The organism is Actinomadura rugatobispora, from assembly GCF_042656285.1.
GTDB classification, from domain to species: domain Bacteria; phylum Actinomycetota; class Actinomycetes; order Streptosporangiales; family Streptosporangiaceae; genus Spirillospora; species Spirillospora rugatobispora.
In genome coordinates, this window is sequence record NZ_JBHSON010000255.1 from 1 (window position 1) to 944 (window position 944).

The 944-nt window shown below is 70.3% G+C and carries 1 protein-coding gene and 1 pseudogene; both read right to left on the reverse strand.

Going from position 1 to position 944, the window contains the following annotated elements; translation table 11 throughout:
- A partial coding sequence (locus ACFPZN_RS56175; protein WP_378293643.1) for a roadblock/LC7 domain-containing protein occupies positions 1 to 408 on the reverse strand: 408 nt, incomplete at its 3' end.
- Between the two features lie 132 nt (positions 409 to 540).
- A pseudogene (locus tag ACFPZN_RS56180) lies at positions 541 to 944 on the reverse strand (hypothetical protein); the annotation flags it as partial.

Here is a 944-nt window from a genome sequence, read left to right on the forward strand (position 1 = left end):
CGGCGTGCCATGACCCGCCGAACGCGGCGCCGCGGTCAGATACCCACCGATCTGCTCCACCAGCTCATTCATACTGTGCCCGACCAGACCCACATCGGCGTCCTCACCGGCCAGCACCGCCAAATGCGCCCCCTCCCCCGCCGGGACGATGAGCAACACCCCACCCGAGAACTCCACCATCGACTGCCCCGCCCCGACAGCGTCACCGAACTCATGCGAAGCGGTCAAAGACAGGCTCTGGATCCCCGCCGCTATCGCCGCCAACTGGTCGGCCCTGTCGTCATCCAGCCCCGGCGTGTGACAGATCCGCAGACCGTCCCTGGACAGCACCAGCACATGCCGGATCCCCGGAGCCCGGTCCACCAGACCCGCCAGAAGCCAATCAAGTCGATGCTCATCGGTGTTCATCACAATCACGGGGCCGCGACCAGCGGACGCTGCACCCCTGCCTCCTCATCAGTCGTTCTCCGGCCGGGCAGAGACCCAGAACCCGTACACACCGCCCCCCGAGAGGGACGCCACAGGAAGGGTCGCAACCCCCTACTGGTCGAAGTCCGCGGCGGACACACCGTCGCCGTCGCCGTCGTCGCCGGCTCCGCTCCCGGCACCGGCCGCACGGCCGCGGCCCTCAGCGGACTGGCGGAACGCGGCGAACCGCACCCCCGGGTCACGAGGCTTGGGATCAGACCGGGGCGGCCGCTCGATCGCCGCAGCCAAGGTCGCACCGCGGCGACGCTTGGGCATGGACGCCTCCCCCGCACCCCCACCCTGCGCACCGACGCCCTCCCCACCCGTATGGACGGCGGCCCCGGCGCGGTTACGCGAAGAGGTAGCGGACGACGCGGCGGTGCCGACCCCAGGCGGCATGTCCAAAGCCGTCTCGTCGGAGGCACGCGTGATCAACCGCCGCGGAATCAACACCACCACCCCAATGCCACCCCGCG